Source organism: Halococcoides cellulosivorans (genome assembly GCF_003058365.1).
GTDB lineage: Archaea > Halobacteriota > Halobacteria > Halobacteriales > Haloarculaceae > Halococcoides > Halococcoides cellulosivorans.
Window position 1 is genome coordinate 2,673,782 of sequence record NZ_CP028858.1, and the last position, 23,734, is coordinate 2,697,515.

24 protein-coding genes are annotated in these 23,734 nt (G+C 66.7%); 14 read left to right on the forward strand and 10 right to left on the reverse strand.

Annotation, left to right across the window (positions count from 1 at the left end; translation table 11 throughout):
- The first annotated feature begins 1 nt into the window (after nucleotide 1).
- Nucleotides 2–1,444, forward strand: a complete 1,443-nt coding sequence (locus HARCEL1_RS12975; RefSeq protein ID WP_108383977.1) for an NAD(P)(+) transhydrogenase (Re/Si-specific) subunit beta — start codon at nucleotides 2–4, stop codon at nucleotides 1,442–1,444.
- A gap of 46 nt (nucleotides 1,445–1,490) precedes the next feature.
- On the opposite strand, the gene HARCEL1_RS12980 is transcribed toward HARCEL1_RS12975, so the two are convergent.
- The 3 genes from HARCEL1_RS12980 to HARCEL1_RS12990 all read right to left on the reverse strand — a co-directional run bounded on the left by HARCEL1_RS12980 (nucleotide 1,491) and on the right by HARCEL1_RS12990 (nucleotide 3,345).
- A complete protein-coding gene (locus HARCEL1_RS12980; RefSeq protein ID WP_108384327.1) occupies nucleotides 1,491–1,985 on the reverse strand; it encodes a hypothetical protein in 495 nt (164 codons plus the stop codon).
- Nucleotides 1,978–2,667: a nucleotidyltransferase domain-containing protein gene (locus HARCEL1_RS12985; protein WP_108383978.1), complete on the reverse strand. Its 690-nt coding sequence runs from the start codon at nucleotides 2,665–2,667 to the stop codon at nucleotides 1,978–1,980. The genes HARCEL1_RS12980 and HARCEL1_RS12985 overlap by 8 nt, the downstream gene beginning before the upstream one ends.
- Before the next feature lie 111 nt (nucleotides 2,668–2,778).
- Nucleotides 2,779–3,345 (reverse strand): hypothetical protein, encoded by a 567-nt coding sequence (locus HARCEL1_RS12990; RefSeq protein WP_108383979.1) that lies wholly within the window; start codon nucleotides 3,343–3,345, stop codon nucleotides 2,779–2,781.
- 80 nt (nucleotides 3,346–3,425) lie between these two features.
- Here HARCEL1_RS12990 and HARCEL1_RS13840 point away from each other — a divergent pair, with 80 nt between their 5' ends.
- Nucleotides 3,426–3,737, forward strand: coding sequence for an NAD(P)(+) transhydrogenase (Re/Si-specific) subunit beta (locus tag HARCEL1_RS13840; protein WP_233357359.1), 312 nt, complete (start codon nucleotides 3,426–3,428; stop codon nucleotides 3,735–3,737).
- An 18-nt stretch (nucleotides 3,738–3,755) separates the two neighbouring features.
- Here the strand turns inward: HARCEL1_RS13840 and HARCEL1_RS13000 are convergent, their stop codons facing one another.
- Complete coding sequence (locus HARCEL1_RS13000; RefSeq protein WP_108383980.1) at nucleotides 3,756–4,619, reverse strand: alpha/beta fold hydrolase; 864 nt, start codon at nucleotides 4,617–4,619, stop codon at nucleotides 3,756–3,758.
- Nucleotides 4,620–4,703: 84 nt separating this feature from the next.
- Here HARCEL1_RS13000 and HARCEL1_RS13005 point away from each other — a divergent pair, with 84 nt between their 5' ends.
- From HARCEL1_RS13005 to mutS, 3 genes are read left to right on the forward strand one after another with little or no spacing between them, the layout of a single operon-like run.
- Nucleotides 4,704–5,285: a DUF6149 family protein gene (locus HARCEL1_RS13005; RefSeq protein WP_108383981.1), complete on the forward strand. Its 582-nt coding sequence runs from the start codon at nucleotides 4,704–4,706 to the stop codon at nucleotides 5,283–5,285.
- Between the two features lie 55 nt (nucleotides 5,286–5,340).
- Complete coding sequence (locus HARCEL1_RS13010; RefSeq protein WP_108383982.1) at nucleotides 5,341–5,754, forward strand: VOC family protein; 414 nt, start codon at nucleotides 5,341–5,343, stop codon at nucleotides 5,752–5,754.
- Between the two features lie 40 nt (nucleotides 5,755–5,794).
- Nucleotides 5,795–8,494: a DNA mismatch repair protein MutS gene (gene mutS / locus HARCEL1_RS13015; protein ID WP_108383983.1), complete on the forward strand. Its 2,700-nt coding sequence runs from the start codon at nucleotides 5,795–5,797 to the stop codon at nucleotides 8,492–8,494.
- Between the two features lie 32 nt (nucleotides 8,495–8,526).
- Here mutS and HARCEL1_RS13020 read toward each other — a convergent pair whose 3' ends face one another.
- Nucleotides 8,527–9,039, reverse strand: coding sequence for a hypothetical protein (locus HARCEL1_RS13020; RefSeq protein ID WP_159077159.1), 513 nt, complete (start codon nucleotides 9,037–9,039; stop codon nucleotides 8,527–8,529).
- 17 nt (nucleotides 9,040–9,056) lie between these two features.
- On the reverse strand, nucleotides 9,057–10,256 hold the full coding sequence (locus HARCEL1_RS13565; RefSeq protein ID WP_159077160.1) for a hypothetical protein: 1,200 nt from the start codon (nucleotides 10,254–10,256) through the stop codon (nucleotides 9,057–9,059).
- A 309-nt stretch (nucleotides 10,257–10,565) separates the two neighbouring features.
- On the opposite strand from HARCEL1_RS13565, the gene HARCEL1_RS13025 reads away from it, so the two are divergent.
- The 7 genes from HARCEL1_RS13025 to HARCEL1_RS13055 all read left to right on the forward strand — a co-directional run bounded on the left by HARCEL1_RS13025 (nucleotide 10,566) and on the right by HARCEL1_RS13055 (nucleotide 15,299).
- The gene (locus tag HARCEL1_RS13025; protein ID WP_108383985.1) at nucleotides 10,566–10,820 is read left to right on the forward strand and encodes an AbrB/MazE/SpoVT family DNA-binding domain-containing protein; all 255 of its coding nucleotides are present in this window, start codon (nucleotides 10,566–10,568) and stop codon (nucleotides 10,818–10,820) included.
- On the forward strand, nucleotides 10,821–11,273 hold the full coding sequence (locus tag HARCEL1_RS13030) for a type II toxin-antitoxin system VapC family toxin (protein ID WP_108383986.1): 453 nt from the start codon (nucleotides 10,821–10,823) through the stop codon (nucleotides 11,271–11,273). It abuts the gene before it with no gap.
- 344 nt (nucleotides 11,274–11,617) lie between these two features.
- Nucleotides 11,618–13,030, forward strand: coding sequence for an ammonium transporter (locus tag HARCEL1_RS13035; RefSeq protein ID WP_108383987.1), 1,413 nt, complete (start codon nucleotides 11,618–11,620; stop codon nucleotides 13,028–13,030).
- On the forward strand, nucleotides 13,027–13,380 hold the full coding sequence (locus HARCEL1_RS13040; RefSeq protein WP_108383988.1) for a P-II family nitrogen regulator: 354 nt from the start codon (nucleotides 13,027–13,029) through the stop codon (nucleotides 13,378–13,380). Before HARCEL1_RS13035 ends, HARCEL1_RS13040 begins: the two co-directional genes overlap by 4 nt.
- Nucleotides 13,381–13,827: an Lrp/AsnC family transcriptional regulator gene (locus HARCEL1_RS13045; protein ID WP_108383989.1), complete on the forward strand. Its 447-nt coding sequence runs from the start codon at nucleotides 13,381–13,383 to the stop codon at nucleotides 13,825–13,827.
- A 62-nt stretch (nucleotides 13,828–13,889) separates the two neighbouring features.
- Nucleotides 13,890–14,531, forward strand: coding sequence for a DUF998 domain-containing protein (locus HARCEL1_RS13050; protein ID WP_108383990.1), 642 nt, complete (start codon nucleotides 13,890–13,892; stop codon nucleotides 14,529–14,531).
- Between the two features lie 27 nt (nucleotides 14,532–14,558).
- Nucleotides 14,559–15,299 carry a hypothetical protein gene (locus HARCEL1_RS13055; protein WP_108383991.1) on the forward strand — a complete coding sequence of 247 codons (741 nt, stop codon included), beginning with the start codon at nucleotides 14,559–14,561 and terminating at the stop codon, nucleotides 15,297–15,299.
- 61 nt (nucleotides 15,300–15,360) lie between these two features.
- On the opposite strand, the gene HARCEL1_RS13060 is transcribed toward HARCEL1_RS13055, so the two are convergent.
- Nucleotides 15,361–16,053 carry a cyclase family protein gene (locus HARCEL1_RS13060; protein ID WP_174182937.1) on the reverse strand — a complete coding sequence of 231 codons (693 nt, stop codon included), beginning with the start codon at nucleotides 16,051–16,053 and terminating at the stop codon, nucleotides 15,361–15,363.
- A 354-nt stretch (nucleotides 16,054–16,407) separates the two neighbouring features.
- On the opposite strand from HARCEL1_RS13060, the gene HARCEL1_RS13065 reads away from it, so the two are divergent.
- Both HARCEL1_RS13065 and hemL read left to right on the forward strand, forming a co-directional pair.
- Entirely contained in the window at nucleotides 16,408–17,172 is a 765-nt protein-coding gene (locus tag HARCEL1_RS13065; RefSeq protein WP_108383992.1) for an SDR family NAD(P)-dependent oxidoreductase, read from the forward strand.
- Between the two features lie 93 nt (nucleotides 17,173–17,265).
- Complete coding sequence (gene hemL, locus HARCEL1_RS13070) at nucleotides 17,266–18,597, forward strand: glutamate-1-semialdehyde 2,1-aminomutase (protein ID WP_108383993.1); 1,332 nt, start codon at nucleotides 17,266–17,268, stop codon at nucleotides 18,595–18,597.
- A 7-nt stretch (nucleotides 18,598–18,604) separates the two neighbouring features.
- Here the strand turns inward: hemL and HARCEL1_RS13075 are convergent, their stop codons facing one another.
- The 3 genes from HARCEL1_RS13075 to HARCEL1_RS13085 form a co-directional block, all read right to left on the reverse strand.
- Nucleotides 18,605–18,937 (reverse strand): hypothetical protein, encoded by a 333-nt coding sequence (locus HARCEL1_RS13075; RefSeq protein ID WP_108383994.1) that lies wholly within the window; start codon nucleotides 18,935–18,937, stop codon nucleotides 18,605–18,607.
- 77 nt (nucleotides 18,938–19,014) lie between these two features.
- The gene (locus HARCEL1_RS13080; RefSeq protein WP_108383995.1) at nucleotides 19,015–22,797 is read right to left on the reverse strand and encodes a hypothetical protein; all 3,783 of its coding nucleotides are present in this window, start codon (nucleotides 22,795–22,797) and stop codon (nucleotides 19,015–19,017) included.
- A 114-nt stretch (nucleotides 22,798–22,911) separates the two neighbouring features.
- On the reverse strand, nucleotides 22,912–23,706 hold the full coding sequence (locus HARCEL1_RS13085; RefSeq protein ID WP_108383996.1) for a protein-L-isoaspartate O-methyltransferase family protein: 795 nt from the start codon (nucleotides 23,704–23,706) through the stop codon (nucleotides 22,912–22,914).
- Nucleotides 23,707–23,734: the final 28 nt, after the last annotated feature.

Genomic DNA, 23,734 nt, shown 5'->3' on the forward strand with positions numbered 1-23,734 from the left:
GATGGTGAGTGTCCTCGAAGGACTTCCCCAGAGCGGACTCGAACTGATGTATTTGGTCGCGGCAGTCATGTTCATTCAGGGCCTCCGCGACATGACCCATCCGCGGACGGCCGTTCGCGGAAACGGTCTCTCGGCCGGCGGGATGGCCCTGGCCGTCGTGGTGACGGTCCTGTATACCGGTCTCTTCTCGCTCCCCCTCCTCGGAGCCGCACTCCTCATCGGGACGGCGGTCGGCGTCTGGCTCGCAGTGAGTGTCGAGACCACCGAGATGCCTCAGCTGGTCGGCCTGTTCAACGGATTCGGCGGTGGCGCGTCCGCGCTCGTCGCGGGTGCAGAACTCGTCGACATCGCTGGCCCCTCGTCGGCCGCACTCACCGTCGAACTCACCACGACCGCCGCCATCGCAGGGATCATCGGATCGGTCACCCTCGTCGGCAGTTTCGTCGCGGCGGGCAAACTCCACGGCCTCGTCGGCGACTGGCCGTTCGACGCGCGGTTGGGTCACGCGATCAAGGCCGCGCTGTTCGCCGTCGCGGTCCTCGCGGGTCTCGCGCTGGTCGTCCGCACCGCGCTCGGGACGGCCCCGCTGGCCCCGTGGGTGCCGACCTACTGGCTGCTCGTCGGAGCCGCGGCGCTGCTCGGCGTCGTCCTCGTCTATCCGATCGGTGGCGCGGACATGCCGGTCGTGATCGCCCTGCTCAACTCCTACTCGGGGCTCGCGGCCGCGACGACCGGGTTCGTCCTGAACAACACCGCGTTGATCGTCGCCGGGACGCTCGTCGGCGCCTCGGGGCTGATCCTGACGGTGATCATGTGCGAGTCGATGAACCGCTCGCTGACGAACGTCCTCTTTGGCGGCCTCGGCGGGAGCGAGTCGAGCGAGGACCAGCCGGATATCTACGAAGGCAACATTACGGAAACGTCGCCCGAGGAGGTCACGATGATGCTCGAAGTCGCCGATCGCGTCGTGATCGTGCCGGGGTACGGCATGGCGGTCGCCCAGGCCCAGCACGCGGTCGCGGATCTGGCCGCGACGCTCGCCGACAACGGCGTCGACGTGGAGTTCGGCATCCACCCCGTCGCGGGCCGGATGCCCGGGCACATGAACGCCTTGCTCGCCGAGGCCGACGTCCACTACGAGAAGATGCGCGAACTGGAGGAGGTCAATCCGACATTTAGCGAGACCGACGTGGTGTTGATCACCGGCGCGAACGACGTGGTCAATCCCAGCGCGAACGAGGACAGCGACAGCCCCATCGCGGGCATGCCCGTGCTGGAAGTCTGGGACGCGGGATCGGTCATCGTCAACAAGCGTAGCCTCTCCCATGGCTTCGCGGGCATTCCGAACCCGCTGTTCGCGAAGTCGAACACGAGCATGCTGTTCGGTGACGCCAAGGACTCGATGCAGGAACTGCTCGCGCAGTATCAGGAAGCGACGGAGTGAGCGAATCGGCGTCCGCCGACCGTCTCGCGGGTCCGTCGTTCACAAATCAGAATTCGTCACACCGGCACTCGTGGCCGTGTCTCGAACGGCCGACGACGAAGGCGTGGAGTTCGTGGGCAAGCGCCAGCATTGCGTCGGCGCGATCCGCCGTCGCGAGTCCATCCCGATAGTACGTTTTCGCGCGGTGGTCGCGCCAGAGATCCGCGAGATCGTTCGCCGTCTCTTCGGAGACGATCCCTGCGGACGCCGCCTCGCGATAGACCCCCGGATGGGTGCCCGGGAGATCACTTGGCTGCGTCCGCCCGCGTTCGAGGAGTCGGAACTCGATCGTGCGTTCGATCGCGACGAACGAAGCCTCGATGACGATCGTATAGTAGCCATCCTCTCGGAGGGTTTCGGCCCCGTCGAGCAATCGACAGCCCTTCCGCAACTGGAGGAGTGATCCGCTGTCGACATCCAGCCCCGTTTCGACCTCGGTGGGCCGACGGTCGAAGGCCGCGTGCGCGGCCTCGACGAGGCGCTCGATCTCTGTGCTACTCATCGTCGAACACCCGCCGCCGAACGGCATCCAGTCGATCAGTCGTAACGATCGTCACGCCCTCCTCGAAGATCGGTCGGAGCTTCGATCCGGCACGTCGAGCGCTCTCGACGGATTCGACCTGCGCCTCGATGGCGAACCGGTCCCCGTCGAACCGGCGGCGCTCGATCTCGTCTGCCACGTCGGCAACGGCGCGGCGCGCCGCCGTTCGATCGCCCGCCACGAGGACGAACAGATCGATGTCACTTCGGCGGTCGGCATCGCCGCGAGCCACACTCCCGAAGACGACGAGGCCAGCCAGTTCAGAGACTCCCTCGATCTCGTCGATCGACGCTCGGACGGCCTCCCAAAAGGCCTCGATCGGAGCGCGAAACTCCGATTGCTCGATCGCGAACAGTGGATCGTCCTTCTGGAGGCGGTCGTGATCGACGGCCACGTAGTTCCGCTGGGGCGTCTCACGAACGGTGATAGCGCCGATCTCCGCGAGAAGGTCCACGGCCCGCCACACCGTCGAACGGGACGCGCCCGTCGCCGCGATAAGTTCGCCGATCGTAAACTCCGTGTCGTCGGCGTCGGCGACTAGAGCGAGAATGTCGTCGGCGGCCTCGACGCGGAACACTCCCGTCTCGGGGTCGGCGTCCACGTCGATGCAGATTTTTATCCCTTGTTTTGTCTCGTCGGACACCGTCCGATGTTACGGGACGAGGTATAAATAGATAGTGGGAGGTCTCCCTGCAATCCCGTTACCACGGTGCAAAGAGTTGCTCGCGCAGTTTCAGGAAGCGACGGAGTAGACTCAGAGGTCTTCGGAATCGGGAGATTCCGGCAGTGTAGAATTCTCGACCATCACCTGGGCGTGCGACGCCGATCGCAGATTCATCGTCCGTGCCTGGATGACCCTCGGTGTGTGGTAGTTGTGACCATCACCGGCGCGAACGACGTAGTCTATGCTTAAAGTCAAAGCGACGTGTTCGAAGTTGACATTCTCGAACGTGAATTCATTCCACGACGATTGATCACGTAGGCGATATCGAACGCGGTAGTTCGCCTCGGAGGGGCCCCATGTTGGCGTAATCCGTCGCGGATTGACATCCGAGATGTCCCATTCGTAGGGGTAGTCCCGAAGGTACGGATTAATTGAGTCCTGAAGGCTCGGCAAATGATAGGTGTCGTCCAACACTAGTTCACCATTTTTCAGGAGTTCGAGGTCGACCGACACTGCAGGTCCGTAATTTATAATCCGAATAAGCCACAATCGCACCGTCGGATCTCCGCGACCGAAAAAGTAGTACGACCCGACCGACACGCCACCGAGCCCTGCAAGCGCCGCGAGTACCGCTCGTCTGGAAATCTTTTCCTTCATAGATTCGTCCAATCGATTACCGTCGATGAGCGGTTCTGCGTTGCGAGCCGTCCGTAATCTTCTTTTCCCATTTAATCTCCATGGGGAACGCTCTCCAGGCAGACACGCTCGCGAGCCGCCTGCCAGAAGAGATAGGTCTCGCCCCGAAACACGGCCCTTACCGAATACGGTGCCAGCGGGGATTCGACATCCAGCGCATCGCGGTCACGGGCATGCCCGTCCTCGAAGTCTGGGACGCGGGATCGGTGATCGTCAACAAGCGCAGCCTCTCGCATGGCTTTGCGGGCATTCCGAACCCCCTCTTTGCCAAGGACAACACGAGCATGCTGTTCGGTGACGCCAAAGACTCGATGCAAGAACTGCTCGCGCAGTACCAGGAAGCGACGGAGTGAGCCAGACCGTCCCGACGGTCACCCGTCGACGAACGCCGCAATCTCCCGGCAGACCCGTTCGCGGGCCGCCGCCGAGAGAATGTGTGACTCGCCGTCGAGCGTGGTGACGCCCACGAGATTCGTCAGGCGCTCGCGGGCGCGAGACGCGACCGACGACGGCGGGAAGAAGGGGTCCTCGCTCGCGAGAAAGAGTGCGACGGGCGCGTCGAAGCCCGCGATGTCGGCGGCCGTGGCCTCGGGAAAGCGCGTTTCGAGGTTGACGTGGCGCAGCGACGCGGCGACGGTCTCGCGAGCGATCGGATCGCCGTCGGGATCGGTCATCAGGCGACCGAGTGCGTGATCGAGCGCGAAACCGTTCCCCGAGAAGCAGTACGTCAGCGACGAGGCGCCCAGGCTTGCCATGCCGACCATCGACCCCGTCCCGAACCCCGCAGGGACCACGAGCGCCGCGCGGTCGAGGCGGTCGGGGGCGACCGCGGCCGTCCGGAGGAGAATCCCCGCGCCGTAGGAGACCCCGATAGCGGGGGCGCTCGTCACGCCGACCGCGTCGAACAGATCGACGATCCACTCACCGAACGCGTCACCACGGGGGTCGGGTCGCGTCGTCGCGCTGTACCCGGGCTGGCCGATCACGTCCGGCGCGATCAGGCGATAGTCGTCGGCCAGACCGGCGACCCACGAGAGCGTCATCGGATTGGTCGCGTTCGCGCCGTGGACGACGAGCACGGGCGGGGCGGCGTCGGGGCCAGCGCACAGGAGATGGGTGTCGCCGTGACGGGTCGAGACGGTCCGCTCGGAGACGTCGAGCGAGAGGTCGTCGAGCGCCGCATCGTAACACGATAGCAGAGTATCCCGACCAGAGTCGGTACGGTAGACGGACACGACCGTCGCTCGGGCCGGTGGCCGAAAGGGCTTGTCGACTGCCGCCGTCCCGGCGCTCTTTGGCCTGGGCCGTCAACGCCCGCCATGAAGATCAAACAGGGCCTCAAACACTGGGCGGCCAAACGGGCGCTGACGGCGCCGATCGTCGGAGACGCCGTGCACGCGAAACTGGTGAGCTATCATACGGACGTCTTCACCGACCGGGCCGACGCTCCCCACCGGGCCGAGCGTCGCGACCACCTCAACGCGCTGTTCTCGGCGACAATGGACACGTACGTCGCGGCCCTTCGCGCGGGGCTGAGCGAGGCCGAAGCCCGCGAGATCACGCACATCCAGGCCAACTTCGACTTTTTCAATCACGGCTGGACGGAGATGATGGAGATCCCGACCGACGAACTCGACGCCCATTACGACCGGTACGCCGACTTCTTCGGGACGCACGGCATCACGATCGCAGACCCGCTCGGCGCGTTCGCGCCCGCGGGTGGGCTCCCCGAGGCCCCCGCGACGCCCGAGCGCCTCGACGACCCCGAGCATCCCCACGCCGAGGGCGGGTTCGCCGACGACGTGTACGTCGAGACCGACGCGGGCGAGACGGTGATCGGCGGCGGCGAGGAACCCGCTGACGTTCCGACCGAGGCGGCCCCGGGCGTCGAGGAGGACTGACCGCTCTGGGGTGAGCGACCAGCACAGCTTTGGGACGACCCATCGATCGCGAGGCATGGACCCCCGACTCACGGTGATCACGCTCGGCGTCGACGACCTCGGCCGCGCGACGACCTTCTACCGCGACGGCCTCGGGTTTCCGGTCCTCGACGAGTCCGACTCGTTCGTCAGCTTCGACCTCGACGGGATGGCGCTCGCTCTGTACCCCCGCGAGGCCCACGCCGCGGGCGCGAATCTCGATCCGAGCGAAACCGGAACGGGCGACGTCTCCTTGGCCCACAACGTCCGGTCGCGCGAGGCCGTGGACGCCCTGATCGACGAGGCCGAGGCGGCCGGCGCGACGGTCACACACCCGCCCGACGAGACGTTCTGGGGCGGGTATTCGGGCTATTTCACCGACCCCGACGGGCATCTCTGGGAGGTCGCGACCGGCGCGGACGTCTTCGAGCAGTTCGTCCCCGAGGACTGATCCCGCCAGGTTGAAAGCCGCCTCGCGCCGAACGCGGGGTATGACCGAGGCCGATGGCATCGTCGGCGAGTTCCTCGCGCTGGCCGAGGAGGCCGACGCAGACGTACTCACGATGCAGGTGGGCGATTTCTACGAGTTCTTCGACGATCACGCCGAGCGGGTGGCCGAGGAGTTGGATCTGACGGTCTCACAGAAGTCCTCGCACGGATCGTCGTTCCCGATGGCGGGCGTTCCCGTCGCGGAACTCACCCCGTATCTCCGCGCGCTCGTCGAGCGGGGCTATCGGGTCGCCGTCGCCGAGCAGTACGAGACCGAAGACGGTCACGCCCGCGAGATCGATCGGATCGTCACGCCCGGAACGCTGCTCGCGACGCCCGACGAGCGCTCGCGCTATCTCGGGGCGATCGTCGACGGCGAGGAGTGTGGGATCGCACTCGCGGACGTCACCACCGGCCGGTTTCACGTGACGAGCGCCGAGGACCCGGCGACGGCGATCGGCGAACTCTCGCGGTTCGACCCCGTCGAAGTGCTGCCCGGGCCAGATCTCCGCGGCGAGGACGGCGCGCTCGAACGGATCCGCGCGGAGACCGACGGGCGGGCGACGCTGTTCGACACCGAGGCGTTCGCGCCCGGGCGCGCGAAAGCACGCCTGCGCGAGCAGTTCGGAGATGGGGCCCTGGACAGCGTCGGCCTCACGAGTGCGGCGACGATCCAGGCCGCCGGGGCCGTCCTCGCGTACGTCGAGGCCTCGGGCCAGGGCGTCCTCGCCTCGATCACCCGGATCGAACCCTACGGCGCGAGCGAACACGTCGACCTCGACGCGACCACCCAGCGCAATCTGGAGTTGACGGACACGATGGACGGCGAGTCGACGGGGACCGTCCTCGCGACGCTCGATCACACCGTCACCGCGGCGGGGCGGCGCTGTCTGCGCGAGTGGCTCTGTCGGCCACGCCAGGATCGCGCCGAGTTGGAGCGGCGCCAGGACGGGGTCAGCGCGCTCGCGAACGCGGCGATGGCTCGCGAGGCGATCAGCGACGAACTCGACGGGACCTACGATCTGGCGCGGCTGGCGAGTCTCGCCGTCTCGGGGACGGCCGACCCACGCGATCTGGACGCGGTCCGCGAGACGCTTCGCGTGCTCGACCCGCTCGCGGAGATCTGTGAACGCCACGCGATCGACGACTCACCGATCGCCCGATTGCTCGACGCGGGCGATAGCGAGACGGTCGCGACGCTCCGTGCGGAACTCGACCGGGCGCTCGTCTCGGATCCGCCGGGGACGATCACCGAGGGCGGCATCATCGCCCGCGGGTACGACGAGTCGCTGGATGCGATCGTCGCGGATCACGAGGCCGCTCTGGAGTGGATCGAGACCCTGCCCGAGCGCGAACAAGAGCGCACGGGGATCACCCACCTCTCGGTCGATCGGAACACCACCGACGGCTACTACATCCAGGTGGGCAACAGCGAGGCGAGCGACGTTCCCGACGACTATCGACAGATCAAGTCGCTCAAGAACAGCGAGCGGTTCACCACCGACGCCCTCGACGAACGCGAACGCGAGATCCTCCGCCTGGAAGAACAGCGCCACGAGCGCGAGCGGGAACTGTTCGAGGCCGTCCGCGAACAGGTCGCCGCCGCCTCGGAGGTGCTGCAATCAGTCGGGCGCGCGCTCGCGGAAATCGACTGTCTGGCGAGTCTGGCGACCCACGCCGTGCGCAACGACTGGGTCCGACCGGAGCTGGTCGACGGGAGCGAGAGGGGCGATGGGAGCGAAAGCGGCGGGAGGAGCGAGGGGAGCGACGGCGACGGGGAGAGTGGCGACGACCTGTCGATCGACGCCGGTCGACACCCCGTCGTCGAGCAGACGACGGAGTTCGTCCCCAACGACTGCCGCCTGGGGGCAGATCGCCGAATGTTGATCGTGACGGGCCCGAACATGAGCGGGAAATCGACGTACATGCGCCAGACCGCGCTGATCGTCCTGCTCGCCCAGATCGGGTCGTTCGTCCCCGCCGACGCGGCACGGGTCCCGCTGGTCGACGGTATCTACACGCGCGTCGGCGCGCTCGACGAACTCGCGGAGGGCCGCTCGACGTTCATGGTCGAGATGCAAGAACTCGCGCGCATCCTCCACGCCGCGAGTGCGGACTCGCTGGTGATCCTCGACGAAGTCGGCCGCGGCACGGCAACCTACGACGGCATCTCGATCGCGTGGGCCGCGACCGAGTACCTGCACAACGAGACGCGCGCGAAGACGCTCTTTGCGACCCATTACCACGAACTCACGGGGCTGGGCGATCGCCTGCCCGGCGTCGCGAACGTCCACGTCGCCGCCGAGGAGCGCGACGGGTCGGTGACCTTCCTTCGGCAGGTTCGGGAGGGCGCGACCTCGCGATCGTACGGCGTCCACGTCGCGGATCTGGCGGGCGTGCCCGACCCCGTCGTGGATCGCTCCCGGGACGTCCTGGAGAAGTTGCGCGCGGAGAAGGCCGTCGAGGTCCGCGGCGGCGGGTCGAGTGACACCACCCAGGCCGTCTTCGATCTCTCCTCGGGGACCTTCGGCGGGTCGGCGTCGGCTGACGGCGGCCGCGAACCCGATCGGATCGCCGACCGGTTCGGGGCGGACGCCGAGCGCGTGCTGGAGGCCCTGGAATCGGTGGACGTCGATTCGACGCCGCCGGTCGAACTGCTCGCGCAGGTCCAGGCGTGGCAAGAGCGGATCGACGGCGAATAGCGACAGCCGAGCGGTGAGGATACGAGGCAGAGTCAGTTGTTTCCGTCGAAACACGTGACCAGGTCGGGGCGTTCGATCGGCCCGGCGTACGAGACGCGGTCGTCGAGTCGAGGTGCAGCGGACGGGACGAGGTCGATCGAGACGACCCAGTAGTTGAGTTCGCCCCGAACCTCGTCGGGACGTTCGATCCGAATCAGTCCCTGAAACCCCGCTCGAACGTCGAGAACGTCCACGAAGCCGTCGACAGGGTCGGGAGTTCGCAACGCCCACATCGCGCAGGTGTCGAGTTCGGTCTGTTCGGCCACGAGTTCGGCCCCCGTCGGATCGAGCACGCGGGCCTCGACCGTCCGCGAGACGGTGGTCCGATTGAGGATCCGGATGCGAACGGCTGTGGAGTCTTCACACGGTCCGGATCCGACGGGTCGCGGTGGACCGGTGTCGTTCTCGGCGTGGCGGCCCTCGCAGTCGACCGCCGATTCAGTACACCCGGCGAGACCGCCGATCATGGACGAACTCGTGCCCAGGAGGAACGTTCGTCGGTTCATCGTGGATTCGATTCGCATCACCGTTTCGAGGGGTCGGAGTATAGTTTCATCGAATAGACCGCCGGCCCCACCGTGAAGGTACCTCTCACCCAGAAATCGTCGCTATAACAGACCCCTTTATTGGTCTTTGTTCCATTAGAACTCGCAGAAGTCATATACAACAGCCATGCCTCCCCCTCAATGACATCGTACGCTGGTCCACCAGAATCGCCACCTGCCGAATCCGCTTCGCCCTCAACCCCCTCACCTTTGTAATGTCTCCAATCGTCCTCATATGCCGTATTGAATCCACCGTAATCAGCTTTGTAATTTCTGATTGCACCCTTCAAATCTCCGGTACTCGTCCCCATCTTCCGGTTTGTATCCCAGAGTTGTCCAGCACGATCCGATATCCCAAGTTTATTAATATACCCAGAGATCGATATCGAGTCAGATTCTCTTTTAATGTTATCCTCGAAATTGTCAATATTGTGTGATTCCCCAATATATGCGACATCTAGATCAGGGAAACTGTGTTCAACACGACCAATGTACTGGTCAGCATCGTAGACGGTATTTCCTGTATTGTCTTCCCATGCTTCCCCAACGACGTGGTTGGCGGTAACAAGATACCTCACTCCGTTGTGAGTGAATGCAAAGCAGGATGTTCCCCATGAATCGTCTAGCGTTGATTGCTGAAGGACGCACCCTCCGCTTACGGTGTCGGTGCTAATATTGTTATAACACGGATACATATCTCCGCCAATCAGACGGGGCCGTTCCTTTTGTGACACGGACTGTTTCGTAACCGGAACGCCCCGGTATATCGATGGGAGATCGGTTTCAGGATCGAATCCAGCTTTTCGCGCCACCTCCGGATCTACTTTGACCTCATACTGGAACTTCTGTCGACCGTTCGATCCGCCAATCTTCTTGTCTGTATTAGTAATGCTTACCGCACAGACACCTGGTTTTGAGAGAAATTCCCCCTTGAATGAGTAGAGTTTCCGTTCTACGTTTTTTCGATGAGACAACCAAGAAGTATTCAGTTTCTTGCTCCCCCCTACCCGATGCTTTCCGTTGTTGACCCTAACTCGTGTAACACGTTTTCGAGCGCGGTGGAGAGTGCCCTTTCCAGTGATTGCTGTAACTGGGAGAGCACCCGCCACACCCATGAAAGTCCTGCGTGAAATGGTTCTTTTCCGATCGGGCTCTGAATTGGTCATCTCTTCAGGCATACAATCTGTCTCGTTAATCCCCAAATTAAAAAAATATCTAAATATATCTTATAATTTGAGATTCTCGCGCAGGTCCAGGCGTTCCAAGAGCGTCTGGACGGCGGGCGACTCACTCGACGCCCGTCTCGCGGAACCGCTCGATGTCGACGGGCACACCCTCGAACTCGCTGTTGGTCCCGACCACCGCCGTCGCGCGCACAGTAGGCCGACCGAGCCAGGAGGAGTGCGCGGCCGACAACGTGGTGATGAGTAATAGAGTCACCACACTATTTGGTGATCGAGTTCGTCAGTATTATCTGGTGTGAATAGATGAGTCAGTCTGACGACGACGCATACGGCGAGGCCACGGTCAACGACCGCGGTCGGCTGACGATCCCGAAGACGCTCCGGAAAGACCTCCAGATCGACGCTGGCACGACGTTTCGAGTCGTTCGTGACGGAACCGACGTGCGACTCGTTCGAGAGTTGCCCGACCTGGAGACCCTCTCGACGGGCAAATCCGACGAGGAGTGGGAGGGCGTCGCCTTCCGTGACGCTGGCGAGGCCACCTTCGGAGGGGAGTGAATGCGCGTCCTTCCCGACGTGAACGCACTCGCGATCCAGCTCGTCGAGGACCACCCTGGCCATCCCTCCATCGCAGAGGCACTCGCACCGGCGCTCCGTGGACCCGACACCCTCGTCGTGTTCGGCTATCAGCCACTCCGGGTGCAGTGGATTCTGGAGGATCTCGGAGTCTCGACGATCGACGCGCGCAATGCCGTCGGATCGCTCTTGCAGTATCCGATGGAGAACGCACCGATCGACGCCCAGACCATCATGGACGCCTACGAGATCAGTAGCGAGTACGATCACGACGTCTACGACTGCTTTTATCTCGCACTCGCACGGCAAATCGACGCCGACCGGATCGTCACGACCGACCGCGATTTCGCGGCGCTGTGTGCCGACGGACGAGTCGAGTACCACAACCCGGTCCCCGAAGACGTCCTCACGTCCTTCGACACCGCTGGCGAGTGACGTGACGAGCGCGTCGTCCACCCCGATCGAACGTCTCCCAGCGAGTGCGCGCTCGGGTCGCGGCCCCGATCGGCTCCCGTCGCGGCGCCGACCGGGTCGACGAACGTCCAGATAGAGGCCCACGATCGATCGATTTCGCCACGTCCGACGACCTTATACAGATTATATTCTCACCTATTTTGTCCATATGTGTTCTGAGCGGTCGAAAAATGAGTTATTGTCAAGCCAACCCTTATTGGCTGTGATCCTCACGGTTCTCGCGTAGGAAGCACCATGAACGACCACTCGCGCAATGTAGATTCGACGTTCGAACAGTTCGAGAGCGTAATCAACGAGGACCACGCATGACGGGGACTGTCATGCAGACCGACCCGGCGACGCTCGCAGAGGGGGTCAACCTGCTGTGGGTGCTGGTGGTGACCTTCCTGATCTTCTTCATGCACGCCGGGTTCGCGATGCTCGAAGCGGGCCAGGTCCGGGCGAAAAACGTCGCCAACCAGTTGACGAAGAACATGCTCACCTGGAGTGTGGGCGTGACGGTCTTCTTCCTGATCGGCGCCGGCATTTCGAGTCTGGCCGGCTGGCTCACCGCGGGCATGAGCGGTGAGGCCCCCGGTCTGCTCGCCACCTGGACGATGGGGTCGAGTGGCCTGGTCTCGTGGCTGTTCGGGGCGGTCTTCGCGATGACCGCCGCGACCATCGTCTCCGGGGCGGTCGCCGGCCGCGCCCGATTGCGGGCGTACGTCGGCTACACCATCCTGCTCGCCGCGGTGATCTACCCCGTCGTGGCCGGCCTCGTCTGGGGCGGCGGCCTGCTCGCTGGAAGCGGCCCGCTGGGGAACCTGCTCGGCGTCGGCTTCCACGACTTCGCGGGCGGGATGATCGTCCACGGCATGGGCGGACTGGCGGGGCTGACCGCCGCCGCGGTGATCGGCGCACGCCTCGGCCGCTTCGAGAAGGGGAGTGTGAACGTCATTCCGGGCCACTCGATAACGTTCGCCGTGCTCGGGACGCTCATCCTCGCCTTTGGCTGGTACGGATTCAACGTCGGGACGGCCGCGACCGTGTTCGCACCCGGCAGTGATACGCTCGCACTCGGGGCCTTTGCCAACGTCGGAGCGGTCGCACTCGCGACGACGCTCGGCATGGCCGCCGGCGCGATGGGCGCTGGCGCGGCCGCCTGGTACAAGACCGGCAAGGTCGACACGCTGTACGTCGCCAACGGCATGCTCGCGGGCCTCGTCGGCGTGACGGCCATCGCGGACGCCATCGTCTGGCCCGGCGCGCTACTCGTCGGCTTCCTCGCGGGCGTCCAGTTGCCGATCGTCTTCGGGTTCGTCGAGAAACGCCTGCACATCGACGACGTCTGTGCAGTGTTCCCCGTCCACGGCTCGGCGGGCATCCTCGGCGCGCTCGCCTTCCCGTTCGTCGCGACGGAGTTCTGGAGTGGGGCGTCCGGCGTCGCCTGGCTCGCCAGTCAGTTCGCCGCCCAGGTGATCGGCGTCGGCGTCATCGCCGCCTGGACGGTCGGCGCGACCGCCGCGGTGTTCTACACGTTCAAACTCGCCGGGCAGGCGCGTGTCACGCCCGAACACGAACGTGAAGGCCTCGACAGTTCGGAACACGGCGTCGAGACCTACCCCGAGTTCGGCGTCGGAGACGAGGCCCCGATCATGGCCGACGGCGGGATGGTGGCCTCCGAGCGCTCGCGGACCGCCGACGATAGTGTCGTCGAACACGGAGGTGACCACGAATGACCGACGCTGACATCGAGATGGTCGTCGCGATGATTCGTCCGGACAAACTCGGCGCGGTCAAACAGGCGCTGGCGGAGGCGGGCGCGCCGTCGCTGACGGTAACCCAGGTCTCGGGCCGTGGTTCACAGGCCGCGAAAAAGGGCCAGTGGCGCGGCGAGGAGTACGTCGTCGACTTACTCCAGAAGGTCAAAGTCGAGTGTGTCGTCGCCGACACCCCGACCGACGACGTGGTCGAGGCGATCCGCGAGGCCGCCCACACCGGTGAGAAAGGCGACGGGAAGATCTTCGTCCTCCCGGTGTCGGACGCCATCCAGGTCCGCACGGGCGAGCGCGGCCCCGACGCGGTGTAAATGGTCGACGCGACCGACCGCCGATTGATCGACGCGATGCTCGCGGACGGTCGCGCCAGCCTGCGTGAGATCGGCGAACGGAGCGACGTCTCACCGACCACCGTCTCTGCGCGACTGGAGGGACTCGAAAGCGTGGTCGGGTCGGTCGTCCCGCTGATCGACTACGAACAGCTGGGCTACGAGACCGCGATCGTTCGCCTCCGGGTCGACGGGCCGTCCCGAGAGGGCGTGCTCGACCGTCTCGACGAGCGTCCCGAACTCACCTCCGTCTACGCGGTCACCGGCCCGACGGACGTGATCGCGATCGGGAGCTTCGAGAATCGGGAGGCGCTCGACGACACGCACCGGGAGATCCTCGCGCTCGACGGCGTTCGCGACGTCGAAGTCGCCGTCGTTCGGTCGGTCGCCGCGTCGTTCGAGCAGTTCCCGGTGGCCGATCGGGCCTAACGGAACGGACCGCTCGACCACGCGGTCGACGCTCTTTTGGGCGATCCGCGTGCCGTGTCGCCATGGCCCAGTCGAGCTGGCGCGACGCGCTCGCAGTGGAGACCGACCGCCCCCGACTCGCTGGCGGCGCGCTGGCAGGCGCTGGACTCGTGCTCACGACCGGCATCACCGTGTCGGGCGCACTGTATCCCGACTACTCGATTCACGCCCAGACCATCAGTGCACTGGGCGGGCACGACGCGTCTGGGCAATTGGTCCAGCCTGCCGCGCTCGTCTTTACGCTGGCGCTGGCTCTCACTGGCGTGCTCCTGATCGTGGCGGGTGTGACCGGGTGGCCGACGATCGATCGGCCCGTCGCGGGCGGACTCTGCCTGACCGGACTGGGCGTCCTCGGCGTCGGAGCGTTTCCCGAACACCTCGGCGCCCCGCACGCGATCAGCGCGCTCGTGGCCTTTGCGGGCGGCGGGGCGACGGCACTGGGCGCCGCCCGTGCGACGCGCGGTCCGATACGGTGGCTCTCGGCGCTCCTCGGGACGTGGGCGCTGGGCGCACTGGTGGCCTTTCTGGTGTTCTTTGGGGACACCCCACTCGGCGTCGGCGGCCTCGAACGGCTCATCTCGATTCCGATCCAGGGCTGGGCAATGGTGTTCGGTGGGTGGCTGATCGGGGGAGCGGACAACCGATCGTCAGTCAAAACGCACTAATTTTCGTCGTCCAAACACTGACGAAATATGTTCGATTGGAACGGGCAGATCCGCGGCTGGCCCGTCGCGGGCGACCTGCTGCTCGTGATCGGGGTCCTTCTGGTCGTCAATGCGGCTGGCGGATTCGTCCTCGACGTCGGGTCACCCGCCTATCGCTACGACACGGTGCAGGTGACGGACGGAGATCAGTTTCTGGAGACGATCCCCAACGAGGCGACCACGGTTGACTGTTTGCACGTGGCGGACCGACTGTGTGTCCTGGAGTCCTGGGTCGTCCGATCGGGGGCTGGCACCGTCACCGACGGGACGCGTTTCGTCCAGAGCGACCGGGGAACCGTTGCCGACACGGCCGGTTCGATCGCAGTGCTCGACGGGAGGCTGTATCAGCGGTCGCTGGAAATGATGCCACGCGACGACGGACCCGCCCGAGCGGCGCTCACCTACCGCCCGATCGACGAACGGGCGGCACTCGACGAACTCGCCGTCCCGCAGGACGCCCCGTGGCTGTCGCCAGCGGCGCGTCGGATCGTCACGAACGGCCCGATCACCCGGTCGTCGCCACTCGATCTCTCCGAGACGGTCGTCGAGACCGACGACGGCTACGCTGTGATCTACGGGTACCAGACGGACGATAGCGATCCGCTCGTCGGTGGGGCCGTGCGGGCCGTTCAGGCCATCCTCGGCGCCGTCGCGATCGGACGCGGACGAACGAGGGACTCGGTGATCGACCCCATCATCGAAGCGAGGAGTCTACGAACGGTGGGGTAGGACCTGTTCCGGAGAGCGAACGGACCGGGAGCGGCTAATCCGATCGCTCGACCGGCCGCGCTCACCGTTCGACACCCACCGCCCGCACGGGCGACCCGCCGCCGTCGAGTCGGAGCGGCAGCGCCCGCAATTCGAAGGTCGTGCCGACGGCCCCGAGATTCCGCAGATTCTCGACGATCGGTTCGCCCGCCCCCAGAATCGCGCGATGGGCCGGCCAGTTGGCGTCGCCGTCCGCGGTCGTCTCGCTCGACGCGTCCGCCACACTCGCAGTGTCCGCGGGTGCACCGTCCACGGGGGGCGTCGGGTCCGGACCCGCGGTGTCGAGTGCGACCGCGAGTCCCGCATCGGCGATCCGCTCGGCCGCGGCGGGCACGAGGTGGGGATGGTCGCGATAGGCGGGCGTCCCCCAGTGGGTGTCCCACCCGGTCCAGACGGCGAGGCAGTCGACTGCGTCGTCGAGAGCGTCGAGATCGGGCAACCGATCGGCAGTGATGGCCGCGCGCGGGCCCAGATCACGACAGTCGACCCGCCGACAGACCCGGACGAACGCGCTCACGTCGAACTCGTCCAGCGTCCGCCCGTCGGGGAGGATGTGCGCTGGTGCGTCGATGTGCGTGCCCGCGTGCGTGCCACAGGACAGTCGGGCGAGGCGATACCCGTCGGTGGCGTGCGTGGCGACCGCGTCGGTCGACACCGGCGGATCGCCCGGATACGTCGGCATGCCGTCGACGACGGGATGTGAGAGGTCGTGCACGATCGATCGTCGGCCCGACGCGACGAAAAGCCGGCGAGCCACCGTCGTCGCGACATCGAACCGGAACGGATGGCCGCCGGACTGGCCCAGACACCCCGACCGGAGTGAAAGTGTGATCCGGTCGCGTACGACGCGAGTACGGTGGTATCGGGGCCTGCGCACCTGAAACAGAGGGGTTCGCGGCGACCGGGTGATCGCAGCGATCGCGACGCCAGTCGACACCGTGTGCTCCCATCGCACCACGAGTCACCGCCGTGGGGTGTGTCGGCGCGCCGTCCGTGATATTGGTGGACGTCACCACACCACAGAAGGGCCCAAACCATCAAGTCGCCCACGGGTATAGACCCGCCTGCTATGGTAGACTACGACTTCGAGAACGACGTCGTCGCGATCACCGGTGCAGCGTCGGGTATCGGTGCCGAGACCGCCCGAGAGTTCGGAGCGGCGGGAGCCAGCGTGGTCGTCGCGGACGTCGACGACGACGGTGGCGAGAGCGTCGTCGACGAGATCGAGAGCGCGGGCGGCGAGGCCGTCTACGTGAACACGGACGTGACCGAGATGGGCGACGTCGAGGCGATGGTCGAGACCGCCGTCTCCGAGTTCGGTGGCCTCGATTATGCCGTCAACAACGCGGGCATCGGCGGGCCCGCCGAGGCCGCCGGCGGGATCGACGAGTCGGACTGGGAGCAGACCGTCGACATCAACCTCAACGGCGTCTGGCGCGCGATGGCCGCCGAACTCGACGCGATGGGCGAGAGCGGCGGTGCGATCGTCAACATGGCGTCGATCATGGGCCAGATCGGCATGGAGAACACCGCGGCCTACGTCGCCGCCAAACACGGTGTCCTCGGGCTCACCAAGACCGCCGCCTGGGAGTACGCCGACGACGACATCCGCGTGAACGCGGTCTGTCCGGGCTTCGTCGAGACCCAGATGCTCGCCGACGCGGGCATCACGACCAACGAGGGCGTCCGCCAGCACATCGAGGGCAAACACTCCCAGGACCGCCTGGCTCAACCCGAAGAGATCGCCGCCGCCGTGCTCTGGCTCTGTTCGGACGACGCTTCCTTTACCAACGGCGAGGGCCTGACCGTCGATAGCGGCTACACCGCGGTGTAGACGCCGAGTCGGTTCGGTTCGATTCGAATCAGGTGCGCCGATAGTGTGCGCCGACTCCCGAGTGTTCTTCCCGTCGCCAGTCCAACCCCGGCCATGGACGAGAACTCACGCGCCCTCTACGACCGCGCGCTCTCGGTCGCGCCGGGCGGAGTGAACTCCTCGGTACGAGCCATCCACCCGTATCCCTTCTTCGTCGAACGGGGCGACGGGGCCCACGTCATCGACGCCGACGGGAACCGGTATCTCGACTGCGTGATGGGCTATGGCCCGCTCCTCCTGGGTCACGACCTGCCCGAGCGCGTCCAGTCGGCGATCCAGCGGGAGGCCGCCGCGGGACCGATGTACGGTGCGCCGACCGAACGCGAAGTCGAACTCGCGGAGTTCGTCACGCGCCACGTCCCGAGCGTCGAGATGCTGCGATTCGTGAATTCGGGGACCGAGGCGACGGTCTCGGCGGTCCGACTCGCGCGGGCCGCGACCGGCCGCGAGAAGATCGTCGTCATGCAGGGCGGCTATCACGGCGCACAGGAGTCGACGCTCGTCGCGGGCGAGGGTCACCACACCACCCCGTCGAGTCCAGGGATTCCAGAGAGCTTCGCCGAGCACACGATCACCGTCCCCTTCAACGACGCCGAGTACGCCCGTGGCGTCTTCGAGAATCACGGGTCGGAGATCGCCGCCGTCCTGACCGAACCGATGCTCGGGAACACCGGCATCGTCCACCCCGTCGACGGGTATCACGAGACACTGCGAGAGCTCTGCGATACGTACGGATCGCTCCTGATCTTCGACGAAGTGATCACGGGCTTTCGGGTCGGAGGCCTGCAATGCGCCCAGGGCGCCCTCGGCGTCGACCCCGACCTGACGACGTTCGGCAAGATCGTCGGTGGCGGGTTCCCGGTCGGCGCGATCGGCGGCCGAACCGAGTTGATCGAGCAGTTCACGCCGTCGGGCGAGGTCTTCCAGTCCGGAACCTTCTCGGGGCACCCGGTCACGATGGCCGCCGGGCTCGAAACGTTGCGCTACGTGGCCGACGAAGACGTCTACGAGCAAGTGAACGCCCTCGGCCAGGAGGTGCGCGAGGGCCTGACCGACGTCGTCGCGGATCGCGCCCCCGAGTACACCGTCGTCGGACGGGACTCGATGTTCAAGCTGATCTTCACGCGCGACGGCGCGACCGACGAGCGCCACTGCACCGCGGGCTGTCGCCAGGACGAGGACTGTTCGCGCTTCGAACACTGCCCGAAAGACGGGGCGGACGTCGGGCGAGCGGACACCGAGCGCTGGGAGCGACTGTTCTGGCCGGCGATGAAAGCACAGGGCGTGTTCTTGACCCCCAATCAGTTCGAATCGCAGTTCCTCTCGGCGGCCCACACCGAGGCAGATGTCGAGACGCTGCTCGACGCGTATCGAGAGGCGCTGTAGGCTGCGATCACGGCGTCGAGACCGGCTCGTCGGCCTCGTGATCGGTCGCCGCCTCCGTCTCCGCCGGGCGATCCACCGGCGCGTCCGACGCCGTGCTCGTCGCGGGTGACGTCGTAAAGACGTACCGGTCGACACGACCGGAGGCGATCGCCGTCGCGAGCGCGAACACCGCCAGTCCGACGACGAACAGCGTGCCCCCGACGAGAAGCTGTGGTGTCGCCAGGACCGTACTCACGCCGGCGACGATGCTGAGAAACCCCGTCGCCATCGTGATCGCGAACAGCACCGACCGGCGCTCGTCGCCGTCGTCGAACCACTGTATCGTGGTATTCGTTTCCATGGCATGCGATAGGGCGAATATCTACTTATAAGTCACGGTAAAATTCGGTCCGTCAGTGCGTGAATCGACGACACGCGTCAGACGTCGCGGAACAGCGCCATCACGTCGCCGAAGTCGATCCGGCCGTTCCGGTTGAAGTCGTATGCGATCGGATGGTCGGTCACGACCGGGTCGTCGATGTGCTGGAACAGTACGACGACGTCGGGGAACGCGACCGTCCCGGAGCCGTCAAGATCCTCGCGCTTCCAGTCGTCGTCGATGTCCTGGGGCGTCGTGCCGTCGATGGGGTCGACGTCGATGTCGATACTCTGGACGGTCGCCGGGTCACGGATCGGCTGGTACGCACCGCCCTGCAGGCCCTGGATCTCCTCGGCGTGGGGGGCCACCGCGGTGGTCCCGCCCTCGTGAGTCCGAAGCGTGAAGCGGGCCAGCGTGATCGGGCCCGACCCGGGCGAGATGTCGTCACCGGGGGCGGCGGCCTTGACCTCGACGCGCATGCCCGCCTCGGTGTGGTTAGTCTCGGTCAGCGCGAACGCATCGGTGACAGACACGTTCTCGACGGTGGCGACACTCGCGTTGCCCGTCCGAACCTCGAACAGCGCCCCCGAGAGCCCGTGGGGCACGTCGGTCACCACGATTCGGCCCGTGACGGTTGCTTCGTCGGGGACCTTCTCGGCGTCGAGACGAACCGACAGCGTCGGGCGGTCGATCTGTGGCCCGTCGACGCCGCGCAGCACCGGTCGACCGGCCGTCGTTTGCCAGGTCTCCTCGAAATCAAACGCGAGCGTCGTGGTGGCGTTCTGGCCGCTCAGCGCCGCCGTGTCGACGGGCGTCGCGGCGTCGACTGGCGCAGAGACGACACCGCGGTCGACGTAGACGTCTTCCAGGAGGTCAGCCCGGGTGGCGTCGTGGTCGATCGCCGCGACGACCGCGTGGTCGTCGGCACCGGGCAGCGGCGTCGCGACCACGGACCGGACGACGGTCCCGCCGTCGTAGAGGTTCGCCACCAGGCCAGCGACGTCCTCCTCGCCCGTGACACGACCGGTCGCGTAGCTGTCGACGATCGGCGCGCGGGCGTAGCCCACCAGGCCACCGACCGTCTGGCGACCCGACACTGGCCCGATCGCGTAGGATCGCTCGACGGGCGTCGCCGTGGTCCCGACCAGCCCACCGACGGGGCCACTGGCGGCCTCGACCTGGCCCGCGGCGCCGGAGTTGTAGATGCCCGCTGGCCGGTAGAACCGGGGCGACCGGGCCTGCTCGTCGGGGAACCGATCGGCCTGACCGACCAGGCCGCCGGTGGCCTGGCCACCCTGGACGGTCACGTCGGCGAACGAATCGGCGATCCGACCGCGACTCTTCCCGGCGATCCCGCCCACAGTCGCGTGATAGTCGGCGCCCTCGAGGGTCCCGGTGGCCTCGACGTTCGTGAGCACGCCCTGATTCTCGCCGACGATCGCGCCGAGGTTGCTCTCGGCAGTCCCCGTGACGTCGGCTCGGGTGTCAGTGATCCGCCCCTCGTTGACGGCAGCGACGCCGCCAGCCGTCAGGTGGGCCGTCACGGTCCCGGAAACAGTCACGTCGTGAATCTGTCCCTCGTGGGCCCCAACGAGCAGGCCGGCACCGGCGACCGACCCCAGCCACGCTCCCGACCGCTCGTCGACGGTCGCGTTCGCGAGCGTGAGGTTCCGGATGGTCCCGTCGGGGTCGGTCGCAGCGAAGAGGCCGTCGACCGCGACGGTCGCGTTATCGATCGTGTGATTGTTGCCGTCGAAGGTTCCCCGGAAGCCGACGGATTCGGGGTCGTCGTAGCGCTCGTCGTGGAGATCGACCGCACGCTGCTCGTACAGCGGCAGGTCCGAGGGGCCCGCCCAGTCGGCAGTCTCACTCGCGTCGATGTCGGCCGTGAGCGCGTAGTGGGCGGTGGGATCGCGCTCGACGGCGAGCAGGTCACGCGCCGAGTCGATCCGGTATGGGTCCGTCGCGGTCCCCGACCCCTCCAGATCGCCGAGCGCCTTCATGACGGTCACCGACCGGCGGGCGGTCGCCGTCGTGCCCTCGGGGCCGGTCGCGGTGACGCGGACGGTGTAGTTCCCGACCGCGGGGAACGCGTACGCCAGGCTGGCGTTCGACCGGTCGATCGTCTCCTCGACCGGCGTCCCGTCGATGGTCTGGCCGGAGACAGTCCACTCGGTCGCGGTGATCGAGCCGACCAGTGGCTCGGCGCGCACGCGGACCGGGTCGTCGGTCATCGTTCGGTTCCCGACGGTCCGAAGCTGGATCGATTCGAGTGACTCGGGGTCGCCGGACTCCCAGTCGAGGACCGGGAACGATGCGGTCGTCCGGTAGCCATCGCCCAGATCGAGGCTCGCAGCCGCCTCACCCGTCAGTGCGTCGCGTGCGACGGCCGTTCCGATCCCACCGGGTGCGCCGTCACGGTCGAGATAGTAGCCCGAAATCGGCGTGTCGTCGTTGCGCTGGCCGATCAGCGATCCGGTCGCACGCTCGCCGGAGACCTCACCGAGCGCGTAAGTGTGATCGACCGGGCCGAGCGATCGCGCCCCGATGGCGACCGGCAGGTCCGATGCAGCGTCGGTCCCGGCGGACTCGACGACACCGACGAGGCCCCCGACACCGGCCTGCCCGCGGACCGACCCGGTCGCGTACGCGGCCTCGATCGACCCGTCGAGCCGTCCGACCAGGCCGCCGACCGCGCCGACGCCTTCGACGCTTCCGGTCGCGGCGCTGGCGTACACCACGTCGTCGGCCTCCCCGACGAGTCCACCCGCGCTGGCCCGCTGGCCGGAGGCTCGCACCGGCCCGGTCGCCGCCGAGCGGACGATCGGGCCCTGACTCCAGCCCACGAGGCCGCCGACCTGGCTGGTCCCGGTCACCGATCCGTTCGCAGTCGCGTCGACGACCCCGCCCTCGGAGAGACGCCCGACGAGGCCGCCGACCTCGCGATCGCCGGTGACGGCGACGCTCGCGGAGGCGTTCCGAACCACGGTGTCACGAGCGGTCCCGACCAGCCCGCCGGCGGTCTCGCTCGCGGCGACGCGCCCGGTCGCGTGGGCCTCGGTAATCGAGGCGTTGTCGGCGTCTCTGACCAGTCCACCGCCGCTCTGAACCCCCTCGATCGTGACGTCGGCCGTCGCGCTATCTATCGTCCCGTCACGATGGGTCGCCACCAGACCGCCAGCGTTCGGCCTGTCGTGGTCGTCGAGACCGTCGGCCGGGCCAGCGAGCGAGATCTCACCGGTCGCCCGCACGTCCCGGAGCGTCCCCCGGTTTCGCCCGACGAGGCCGCCCGCGTGGCGGGGCGGCGCCGTCGTCGACAGCGCGAGGTCGACGCTGGTCGTACTCCCGACGATCGACCCGTCGGACCCGGCCACGAGGCCACCCGCCGTCGTGGCAGTGGTCACGTGCAACCGACCCGAGACGGTCACGCCCGCGATCGTGCCGTCGTTGTATTCGGCGAGCGTGCCCACACCGGTGGTGTCGACGCCCTCCAGCGAGAGATTCCGGACGGTCCCGTTCGCGCCGATCGTCCCCAGGAGCGCCGGATCGCTCGCAGCCGTCGAGAGGTTCGCGATCGCGTGGCCCTGGCCGTCGAGCGTGCCCTCGAAGGCCGGTGGATCGGTCCCGATCGGGTCGGTCTCGGCCCCGTCGAGGGTGAGATTTGCGGTCAGGACGTAGTGAGCGTCGGGATCGTCGGTGATCGCCGCCAGATCACCTGCCGTCTCGATCCGGTAGGGATCGTCGGCGGTGCCCGCGCCATCCAGCGGTCGGTCAGCACTCGCCGGCGCGGCCAGGCCGGCCAGGACGACCACGAGGACGACGAAGACCGCCCGTCGTGTCATCGTCGCCCTCCGCTCTGCGTGTCGTACTGCTCCTCGGGATCGACAGTGTCGCGTCGCTGCATGAGTTTCGAGAGGTGAAGGGGCTGAAAAAAGATTTTTCCAACAGCGTTCAGGTCAGTCCAGACTCTCTCTAGAGTTCCCCGATCGGTGAGTTGTCGACCGATCACGACCGGCCTCCCGGGCGTCCCAGTCGATCCAGTCGCGTTCCCACCCGGGCGGTCGCCGTCGGGCGGCGAACTCCCGATTTTCGCGATGCGTGCGGTTGGCCTCGACGGTGTCCGCGCGTTCGCCGTCGACGAGCATCGGGCGGACGCGAATCGGGCCATAGCGGTCGTGAACGCGGCCCTCGGGCCCGACGGCGACGAGCGCCGGGTCGTGGGTGCCCAGGGGCATGACGAGTCGACCGTCGGGGGCGAGCTGGTCGAGCAACGGTCGAGGCGGCCCGACGGCGGCGGCCTCCAGGAGGATGCGGTCGTAGGGGGCGTACGCCGGCAGGCCGTCGCTGCCCGATCGACAGTCGACGAGGACGTCGCGATAGCCCGCGGCGGCGAGATTCGACCGGGCCGCACCGACGAGGCGACGGTCGATGTCGACGGCCTGGACCGCGGTGGGATCGGCCAGTTCCGCGGCGAGCGCGGCGGTATAGCCGACACCCACGCCGACGACGAGGACGCTGTCCTCAGGCGTCACGGCCAGCGCTTCGAGCAGTCGAGCGGCGGTGCGGGGCGCGAACACGCGCGTTCCGAGGTGATCGAACGAGCGGTCGGCGTACGCGCGGGCGTCCTCGGGGAGAAACGCCTCGCGCGGAACCGCCCGCATCGCCAGCGAAACCGCCTCACTGACGACACAGCCTTTGGCCTCGTGTTCGAGGCCGTCGACCATGTCCTCGCGCTGGGCCGCCAGGTCCATGGCCCTACTCAGCACCGATCGATAATCA

Excerpts from the sequence above, each read along its gene's own strand:
- HARCEL1_RS12975 (WP_108383977.1), top strand. The coding sequence starts at position 2 with ATGGTGAGTGTCCTCGAAGGACTTCCCCAGAGCGGACTCGAACTGATG.
- HARCEL1_RS12980 (WP_108384327.1), bottom strand. The coding sequence starts at position 1,985 with ATGAGTAGCACAGAGATCGAGCGCCTCGTCGAGGCCGCGCACGCGGCC.
- HARCEL1_RS12990 (WP_108383979.1), bottom strand. The coding sequence starts at position 3,345 with ATGAAGGAAAAGATTTCCAGACGAGCGGTACTCGCGGCGCTTGCAGGG.
- HARCEL1_RS13840 (WP_233357359.1), top strand. The coding sequence starts at position 3,426 with ATGGGGAACGCTCTCCAGGCAGACACGCTCGCGAGCCGCCTGCCAGAA.
- HARCEL1_RS13005 (WP_108383981.1), top strand. The coding sequence starts at position 4,704 with ATGAAGATCAAACAGGGCCTCAAACACTGGGCGGCCAAACGGGCGCTG.
- HARCEL1_RS13010 (WP_108383982.1), top strand. The coding sequence starts at position 5,341 with ATGGACCCCCGACTCACGGTGATCACGCTCGGCGTCGACGACCTCGGC.
- mutS (WP_108383983.1), top strand. The coding sequence starts at position 5,795 with ATGACCGAGGCCGATGGCATCGTCGGCGAGTTCCTCGCGCTGGCCGAG.
- HARCEL1_RS13020 (WP_159077159.1), bottom strand. The coding sequence starts at position 9,039 with ATGAACCGACGAACGTTCCTCCTGGGCACGAGTTCGTCCATGATCGGC.
- HARCEL1_RS13565 (WP_159077160.1), bottom strand. The coding sequence starts at position 10,256 with ATGCCTGAAGAGATGACCAATTCAGAGCCCGATCGGAAAAGAACCATT.
- HARCEL1_RS13025 (WP_108383985.1), top strand. The coding sequence starts at position 10,566 with ATGAGTCAGTCTGACGACGACGCATACGGCGAGGCCACGGTCAACGAC.
- HARCEL1_RS13030 (WP_108383986.1), top strand. The coding sequence starts at position 10,821 with ATGCGCGTCCTTCCCGACGTGAACGCACTCGCGATCCAGCTCGTCGAG.
- HARCEL1_RS13035 (WP_108383987.1), top strand. The coding sequence starts at position 11,618 with ATGACGGGGACTGTCATGCAGACCGACCCGGCGACGCTCGCAGAGGGG.
- HARCEL1_RS13040 (WP_108383988.1), top strand. The coding sequence starts at position 13,027 with ATGACCGACGCTGACATCGAGATGGTCGTCGCGATGATTCGTCCGGAC.
- HARCEL1_RS13045 (WP_108383989.1), top strand. The coding sequence starts at position 13,381 with ATGGTCGACGCGACCGACCGCCGATTGATCGACGCGATGCTCGCGGAC.
- HARCEL1_RS13050 (WP_108383990.1), top strand. The coding sequence starts at position 13,890 with ATGGCCCAGTCGAGCTGGCGCGACGCGCTCGCAGTGGAGACCGACCGC.
- HARCEL1_RS13055 (WP_108383991.1), top strand. The coding sequence starts at position 14,559 with ATGTTCGATTGGAACGGGCAGATCCGCGGCTGGCCCGTCGCGGGCGAC.
- HARCEL1_RS13065 (WP_108383992.1), top strand. The coding sequence starts at position 16,408 with ATGGTAGACTACGACTTCGAGAACGACGTCGTCGCGATCACCGGTGCA.
- hemL (WP_108383993.1), top strand. The coding sequence starts at position 17,266 with ATGGACGAGAACTCACGCGCCCTCTACGACCGCGCGCTCTCGGTCGCG.
- HARCEL1_RS13075 (WP_108383994.1), bottom strand. The coding sequence starts at position 18,937 with ATGGAAACGAATACCACGATACAGTGGTTCGACGACGGCGACGAGCGC.
- HARCEL1_RS13080 (WP_108383995.1), bottom strand. The coding sequence starts at position 22,797 with ATGACACGACGGGCGGTCTTCGTCGTCCTCGTGGTCGTCCTGGCCGGC.
- HARCEL1_RS13085 (WP_108383996.1), bottom strand. The coding sequence starts at position 23,706 with ATGGACCTGGCGGCCCAGCGCGAGGACATGGTCGACGGCCTCGAACAC.